This window comes from Nostoc sp. UIC 10630 (assembly GCF_010747425.1).
Lineage (GTDB): Bacteria > Cyanobacteriota > Cyanobacteriia > Cyanobacteriales > Nostocaceae > Nostoc.
This window is the reverse complement of sequence record NZ_JAAGOG010000285.1, coordinates 1-8,156: the sequence shown is the minus strand read 5'-3', so window position 1 is coordinate 8,156 and position 8,156 is coordinate 1. Positions and strand designations below refer to the sequence as shown.

Annotated in this window: 7 protein-coding genes; 4 read left to right on the top strand and 3 right to left on the bottom strand. The window is 40.8% G+C overall.

Going from position 1 to position 8,156, the window contains the following annotated elements:
• Window positions 1-734 precede the first annotated feature (734 nt).
• Window positions 735-2,300 carry an NAD(P)/FAD-dependent oxidoreductase gene (locus tag G1O98_RS35040; RefSeq protein WP_163938479.1) on the top strand — a complete coding sequence of 522 codons (1,566 nt, stop codon included), beginning with the start codon at window positions 735-737 and terminating at the stop codon, window positions 2,298-2,300.
• A gap of 92 nt (window positions 2,301-2,392) precedes the next feature.
• On the opposite strand, the gene G1O98_RS35035 is transcribed toward G1O98_RS35040, so the two are convergent.
• A complete protein-coding gene (locus G1O98_RS35035) occupies window positions 2,393-2,557 on the bottom strand; it encodes a hypothetical protein (protein ID WP_163938476.1) in 165 nt (54 codons plus the stop codon).
• 127 nt (window positions 2,558-2,684) lie between these two features.
• Between G1O98_RS35035 and G1O98_RS35030 the strand changes: the two genes are divergently transcribed.
• On the top strand, window positions 2,685-3,290 hold the full coding sequence (locus G1O98_RS35030; protein WP_163938473.1) for a DUF411 domain-containing protein: 606 nt from the start codon (window positions 2,685-2,687) through the stop codon (window positions 3,288-3,290).
• A gap of 119 nt (window positions 3,291-3,409) precedes the next feature.
• On the opposite strand, the gene G1O98_RS35025 is transcribed toward G1O98_RS35030, so the two are convergent.
• Together G1O98_RS35025 and G1O98_RS35020 are read right to left on the bottom strand one after the other, a co-directional pair.
• Window positions 3,410-4,357, bottom strand: a complete 948-nt coding sequence (locus G1O98_RS35025; RefSeq protein WP_163938470.1) for a tetratricopeptide repeat protein — start codon at window positions 4,355-4,357, stop codon at window positions 3,410-3,412.
• Between the two features lie 249 nt (window positions 4,358-4,606).
• Window positions 4,607-4,996 (bottom strand): hypothetical protein, encoded by a 390-nt coding sequence (locus tag G1O98_RS35020; protein ID WP_163938467.1) that lies wholly within the window; start codon window positions 4,994-4,996, stop codon window positions 4,607-4,609.
• Window positions 4,997-5,664: 668 nt separating this feature from the next.
• On the opposite strand from G1O98_RS35020, the gene G1O98_RS35015 reads away from it, so the two are divergent.
• Both G1O98_RS35015 and G1O98_RS35010 read left to right on the top strand, forming a co-directional pair.
• Entirely contained in the window at window positions 5,665-6,597 is a 933-nt protein-coding gene (locus tag G1O98_RS35015; RefSeq protein ID WP_163938464.1) for an SGNH/GDSL hydrolase family protein, read from the top strand.
• A 184-nt stretch (window positions 6,598-6,781) separates the two neighbouring features.
• Window positions 6,782-8,086 carry an O-acetylhomoserine aminocarboxypropyltransferase/cysteine synthase gene (locus tag G1O98_RS35010; protein WP_163938461.1) on the top strand — a complete coding sequence of 435 codons (1,305 nt, stop codon included), beginning with the start codon at window positions 6,782-6,784 and terminating at the stop codon, window positions 8,084-8,086.
• The last annotated feature ends 70 nt before the right edge of the window (window positions 8,087-8,156 follow it).

The following is an 8,156-nucleotide window of genomic DNA, read 5'->3' as shown; positions in this document are numbered from 1 at the left end:
ACGTGTTAAATTTTACTCGAACAATTCTCCTTAACTTTTCGTTACATAGCTATAAATTTTTCCGCCGACTTACTTATTCAACTATTAAAAAATAATCTTTTTTAGCTCCTGCGCTTATCTAGCAAACATAGGTTAAGGTAATTTAAACCTTAGCCAAGATTTATTAAGAAAAGCAAATATTGTCAAACATTTTTTCGGTTTTCGATAAGCTGAATAAATAAAGGATGGATAAAAATATGAGAGCATCCAAATTTTTCAAAAAATCACAAAATTGGCGCAAAAATCCTTTACAAATCTCTTGACGTTGTGTTGTTTACGGTTTGTTTTTTTTATTCTCTCATTCCTGTCGGAATGCAGCACAATAGCAAAATTAGGGATGCTCCTTAACAAAACCTGAGATTATTAAATCATCTTCTGCTAACTATCTGCAAGCCTTGACAAGAATTCATAGCTAAGTTACGTGGCTACTTTAAACATCTTTCAGGGCATCTAAATGTTAGCTAAATTATTCGCTAAATCTTTTGATATTTAGCGATACAGGAATTACCATTATCACCGAGAAAAATCCTTACACCTTCTACCAAATGTCTCTTCTACCTGATTTTATTAGATAAAATCTACAAATTTAGGTGAAGATGCGCTGAGTATTTTGGCATTTCTAAAACTACAAGAACGGTGATAAAAAGTCATAACACCGAAATCAATAGAAATCAAAATTGCCAAAGGAGGCTGATATGGAAATCTTCGACTATGTGATTCTGGGAGCCGGACTAGGTGGACTTTCGACCGCAGCCTGTTTAACTCGACAAGGCTATCGGGTAGTAGTTCTAGAGCAACATTATTTACCTGGCGGATGCTGTCACACCTTTGATTACGGGGAATACCGTTTTTGTGCTGACGTGCATTACATCTCTCAATGTGGTTCTGGTCAGACTATAACTCAATTCTTCGACTATATTCATCAAAATGTGCCCTTTAATAGTCTCGATTCTGACTGCATTGATCGAGTCATCACACCAGAGGCGGATTTCAAAATTCCTTTGGGATGGGAGAATTTGCGATCGCGTTTACTCTCCACATTTCCAGAAGAAACTGGTGCGATTAACCATTACTGCAATGAAATTCAGCAACTTCACCAAGAAATTCGCAACCTAGTGCATGAGATACGCTGGTACGATCAAAAGTTGTCTGACTGGTTAAAACTACCAAAATATTTGAATTTATTTTGGAAGCGGAATTGGACACTGCAAGATTTGTATAACCATGTCGGATTATCGCCTAAACTGCAAGCAGTATTGGCGGGGCAAAGTGGCGACTATGCACTACCGCCGCAGGAAATTGCACTACTCACCCACACTTCCTTAGTTTGGGATTATTCAGAAGGCGCTTATTATCCAAAACATCACTTCAAACACCTTGTTGACACCATTGCAGATGTAATTACGGCAGGTGGAGGTGTTATCAAGTACTCAACCCCGGTGAGCCATATTCAAGTTAGCAACCATAGTGTCCATAGTGTCCTTGCTGATGGTAATAGCTATCACGCCAGCAAAGCTTATATCAGCGACCTCGACCCCAAATTAACAGTGGAGTTAATGCATGATATTACAGCTTTGAGTCAAAAGGAGCATCAACGCCTCACTAGTTACCAATACTCAGCCAGTGCTTTTAATATCTACCTGGGTTTAGATAGCCGCTTCGATCCTCAACGCTACGGCATTGGTAACTGGAATGTTTGGTATTATGCCACAGGCGACCTGAACAGAGAATATCAACAACAATTAGAAGGTGACTTTAGCCATCCGTGGATTTTCCTCTCTTGTCCGACGATGAAATCTAGCGAACCAGGGATGGGGCCAGAGGGACATCATGTATTAGAAATTGCTACTGTTTGTTCTTATGAACCATTTGAACATCTGTACAAAAACAACCCAAAAGCGTATAAAGTCAAAAAGCGAGAATTTTATCAGCAGATTATGACAAGTGTGCGAGATTTTATTCCCGATGTAGACAAATATGCCCGGATGAAAGTTTACGGTACACCTACCACCAGCGAATTTTATCTGGGACAACCGCAAGGTAATATTTATGGTGCGAAATTAGTACCCAAACAAGTTGGTTTAAATCGTTTGGGATATACGACAGAGTTACCTAATCTCTTTTTGGTAGGGGCGAGTGCTGGGTATCCAAGTGTACCAGGTGTAATTGGCAATGGGATGGATGTTGTAGAACTGCTGACAGGACAATCGGTATGGCACAAAGCAGCTGAAAGACCCCAGTCTTTAGTGACAATTGGGTAAGGAATTGTAGCTTTGATAGAGCGATATCTGGCGACAAGCCGCTATGTGTCTAGGCTTGCAGTTGTGATGACTGATAAGGAATCACTTTTGCTTTATAAGACGTAGTAGGCGTAAAATTGTAACCTTACCTTTTTAAACGCATAAGGATGCAATGCCATTGTCAGGTAATGCAATGCCATTGTCAGGTAATGCATTGGCATTGTCAAGCGATGCATTGGCATTGTCAGGCGATGCATTGGCATTGTCAGGCGATGCATTGGCTAAATTTGTAGTGTTTTAAACGTAGAGGGACGCAAACTAAGCACAAAGTAAAGGTACACAAAGTCTTTTTGAAAAGAATTTGTTAAAACAAATTTATGCAATGTTTTAATCAGGAAGTCTCAGATGTCGCACAAAGAATTTATTTATTGCTGGCAAAAATGGTTACTTCCCATGCTGATACGTGTAGTAGTAACAATTTGTCTCACAGTAGGGGTGTTAGGCATTTTGGGAAGCACCGCTTCTATGAGTAATGCTCAAGCTGTTTTTCCTGATTCTGTGACAGCTAATGCTCAACTGGTAAGTACTATTAGACACATCCAGAATAAACAGACACCATCAAAATCAACAGCGCTAAATGCCACTGTATATCACAGTCCCGAATGTAACTGTTGTGGTGGGTGGATTGACCACTTAAAGACACAAGGTTTTGAAATCACAGACTTTTCCACACCTGACATCGAAACAGTTAAACAAAAGTACAACGTACCGGATAACTTATCATCTTGCCACACAGCAATTGTTAATGGATATGTCATAGAAGGACACGTTCCAGCAAACGACATCAAACGTTTGCTTCAAGAAAAGCCAAATGTTGCTGGTTTATCTGTTCCCCAAATGCCTGTAGGCACTCCTGGGATGGAGATGGGGAATCGAAAAGACCCGTTTACAGTGTTTGCCTTTGATGGCAAGAACTCAGTTGCGGTGTTTAATAAATATCCATCCTCTTGATATAATCTCACTAGATTCAGAGGATATTTTAAAAGTGGATTTTAATCTATCTTTAGCGATTAAAATGGTCAACAGCTTTTAAAATATCCTTATATTATCTGAATCAGTGGTAGAAGATATTACTGGTTAGAATCAGTTTTGATCAACTGGGATAAATGACTGAACCATCTCCCAAACCAGAAGCGAGATGCTATGGTTGAGACATTTTGAGAAAGAAGCTCAATCGCATGGTTACAATCTTGGAGGCTTGCATCAATTCCCATTGCGTGATAAATCCCGCGAGCATTGCAAAAGGCATTCATTGCTTCTGATTCGCGATTGATTTTTTCTAGCACTAAACCCAAATTAAACCAGGAGTTTGCTTCTGCATTTTGGTCATCAAGATTCCTTCTAATCTCTAATGAATATTGATGAAACTCAACCGCTCTTTGGTACTGTCCCAGAGCATTATAAGCACTTCCCAATCCACTTAAGGCCATGCCCTCCCCATTGCGATCGCTAATTAATCTTGTCACGTCTAACCATTGGTGGTAAAGCTCAATTGCCAGTTGGTACTGCCCCAATGATTCATAAGTATTGCCCAAACTTCCTAGACAAATGGCTTCTCCAGTGCGATCGCCTGTTTTCCTGGTGATACTCAACCACTGCTGATAAAACTCAATCGCTTGGTCGTACTTGCCCAAGTATTCATAAGTATTGCCCAAGCTTCCTAAACAAATGGCTTCTCCAGTGCGATCGCCTATTTTCCTGGTGATACTCAACCACTGGTGATAAAATTCGATTGCTCGCTGGTATTTCCCCAGTGATTGGTAAGCGTTACCCAATCCAGACAAAGATTTGGCTTCTCCGAAGCGATCGCCGATTTCTTTCGCTATATCCAACCACTGCTGATAAAACTCAATTGCCAGGTGGTACTCCCCAATGGACTGATAAGCATTGCCCAAACTTGCTAAACAAATGACTTCACTATTGCGATCGCCTATTTCTCTGGCTTTGTGCAAGCACCGCTTTTCAAACTCAATGGACTCGATGTTATTTAGGCTCCCTGTTCTAATTACTTCTGTCATTCTCTATAGAAAACGAAATTTTTGCTTGATAGGTTGTTGATTATACAATTTTCTGTGCATTCAACACACAATAACAGAACTTATAGGTACAAGCTCTGTCAAAATCTAGGAATTGTTCTTCAATATGTAACTTTGTTTTATACACCAGCGGTCGCTGTGTATAAAATGCTTTTATTTATATTTAGTAAGAAGCACACGAGTATAGTATACTCACAAATTTGGCTTTAGAAAAAATATAAGAAAAATCAATCAATCCGCAGCAGCATAATCAGGCAATGCGTTGAGTTGTGAATTAACAGCACTTAGATAATTTTGGTCATTTAAAGCTTTTGATGGTAATTTATCTGCATTAACAGCAGCTTTCACCAAATCGTTTGCAATAATATTTCTCTTCTGAGTTTCAAATACTAGCATCTCTCCACTAGGAATACCGTGCTGCTTCAAACCTCCCTGATACGCAAAAGTAACTAGATTGAAAGGCTGGAGGTAATCAACAGAAATAGAATTACTAGGTAAATTGTTAGAGTTAATAGCAATTTCACTATTATTGTTAGTAGCTGTTTGAGCGACAGCGATTCCAGGTACAAGAGTAATAGAAGCAAAAATAAGTGCAGACTTTATTAAAGTAAGGAGTTTCATAAGGTATTCTTAGGTAAAATGCGATCAGTGTTCTGTAGTAATAGAATCTTCTTTATTATTAATCTCAGCTTCCTTCATTCAGTTCATCTGATCGGTTGATATCTGACTCACCCAAAAGGGTGAAGCAATTGAGCGATAAAAATCCTGTTAAGTCGAGATATATAACAGAGCGATTTTAATTTTCTAGTACTTAACGGAGGCGGGTTGAACATTTATGCAATTTTTTAACTCGCGTCTTGAGTTTCATAAGCATTGCAGCAATTAGTTTTCCAGATTTGCGAAAACTTCCTACGACTCTTCAAGCACGCGATCGCCTTTATGCAACCATAAGTGATTTGATAGATTTTTCGTTGTGATGTCTACGACAGGCTATGACGCTGCTGCGTCGCTCTAAGCGTACTCCTACGGAGAAGCGAGCTACGCGTAGCGTCTCGTAGAGAAGCCATGCCGCAGGCTTTACGCTACGCTATCGGTGTTGTATTGTGGGCAAAACACAACAGCGTGGCATTAAAACAATTAGCAAAATCCACACCTGAAAGTATCCGGTTTTGCTCACTAGCCTTGAAACTAGCTTGTTAAGTTAGAGAAGTGTTCAATTGCAAGCTCAATCTTTAGTCACAAAAATAACCATCAACATCTGTAGTCTTTAGGGTTTGCAGAAAAGTTTAATGCAAAGAAAAAAGTGGCTTTTAACAACAGGACTTGCTCTCCTAATTTTTATCATGGTTGTAGCGGCAAAATTTATGGATAAAGTTCATCCCATCACAGAACTCTACGTATTTGGAGACAGTCTTTCGGATACAGGGATGGTATTCCGGGCGACAGGAGGAATGTACCCACCTAATCCAACTTACTTTCAGGGGCGTTACTCGAATGGTCGGGTTTGGATTGAGTATCTTGCCGAAAGCCTCCATCTTTCCCTTAAACAAACTCACAATTTTGCTTATGGAGGAGCAATTACTGGCAATGTTGGCAACAGCTATGTACCTAGCTTGCTAAATCAAGTGCAATCGTTTACACAGGCACATCAACAGACGAATCCAGATGCTTTTTATGTGCTGTGGGCAGGAGCAAATGATTATTTGCAAGGAGTAAGCAGTGCAACTATTCCTGTTAAAAATGTGACGACGGCAATCAACTCTCTAACTGATGTGGGTGCTAAGAAGATTCTGGTAGGAAATTTACCAGATTTAGGACAGTTACCTGCCACTAGAAACAGTACGAATTCTGTGAACCTTAGTGGATTAACACAATTACATAATCAAGGCTTGAGGCGATCGCTAAAGTTACTAAGTCAACAGCATTCCGATCTGGAGATTGTGCAATTAGATGCCAACGCACTATATCGAGATGCGATGTCTGCGACGGGCTACGCCAACGCAAATCCGGCAGCCTTTAACTTTACCAATGTCATCAGTCCATGTCTATCTGGCGTAGGCGATGCCAGCCGCAGGCATCGCACCTGTAGTAACCCAGACCAGTTTTTGTTCTGGGATGGCATTCATCCGACGGCTGCGGCTCATCGCATCATCGGGGAAACTGCTTTTTCAACGATTCAAGAGGCTGGGATGATTAATCCTCGTTCAATGTTGGTTTTATAACTTACCTCGATCAGCCAAAAATCAACGATAGGGGCGCACAACTGTGCGCCCTTACACTATGGTTTAATTAACTAAAAATAACTGTAAAATACGGTAAGCCTTAAGAATTACCGTTGATTAATCTAGCCCAACGCTCGAATAGCATATTACTTATTTGTATAATTGGAAACCAAAATAACTGCTGATGTCTGAACAATATCGTTTTGAAACTCTGCAAGTTCATGCTGGACAAGAGCCGGCTCCTGGAACTAATGCCCGTGCTGTACCAATTTACCAAACTACTTCCTACGTTTTTGACGACACCGAACACGGAGCGCGGTTATTTGCTCTCCAGGAATTTGGTAACATTTACACCCGAATCATGAACCCGACGACGGATGTATTTGAAAAGCGGATTGCTGCACTAGAAGGGGGTGTAGCAGCATTAGCAACCGCTAGTGGTCAGGCGGCGCAATTCTTGGCAATCAGTACGATCGCTCAGGCTGGGGATAATATCGTTTCCACTAGTTTTTTGTATGGAGGAACATATAACCAGTTTAAAGTCTCTCTACCACGTTTAGGTATTAACGTCAAGTTTGTCGAGGGAGACGATCCAGAAAGTTTCCGTCAGGCGATCGACGATCGCACCAAAGCGTTATACGTTGAAACTATTGGCAATCCTCAATTCAACATTCCCGACTTTGCCGCATTAGCTCACATTGCCCACGAAAATGGCATACCTTTAATTGTGGATAATACCTTTGGTGCTGGTGGATATCTAGCTCGACCAATTGAACATGGTGCAGACATTGTAGTGGAATCTGCAACTAAATGGATTGGTGGACATGGTACTTCTATTGGTGGTGTAATAGTCGATTCTGGTAAATTTGACTGGGGTAACGGCAAGTTTCCCCTATTTACTGAGCCAGCACCTGGCTATCATGGGCTGAATTTTCAAGAAGTGTTTGGGTCTAGCGGTTCCTTTGGCAACATTGCTTTTATTATCCGCGCTAGAGTCGAGGGGTTACGGGATTTTGGCCCGTCTTTGAGTCCATTTAACGCCTTTCTTTTACTGCAAGGATTAGAGACTCTTTCTTTACGAGTAGATCGGCATGTCAGCAATGCCTTAGAATTGGCTCGGTGGTTAGAGCAACAAGAGCAAGTATTATGGGTTAATTATCCCGGACTTCCTAATCACCCATATCATGAACGAGCGAAAAAATATCTCCGGTATGGCTTTGGAGGAGTTTTAAACTTTGGCATCAAAGGTGGATTGGATGCAGGTAAAGCTTTTATTAATCATGTGAAATTGGCGAGTCATTTAGCAAATGTTGGTGATGCTAAAACCCTCGTGATTCATCCCGCTTCTACAACTCATCAACAGCTAAGTGATGAAGAACAGCTTTCAGCAGGTGTAACGCCCGATTTAGTGCGCGTATCAGTGGGAATTGAACATATTGACGATATTAAAGAGGATTTTCAGCAGGCATTCGGGCAAGTTAAGATTTAATTCTTAATTGGGCATTGGGCATTGGGCATTGATTCCTCTCCCTCTGCCTCCCCTGCTTCCCCTGCTCCCC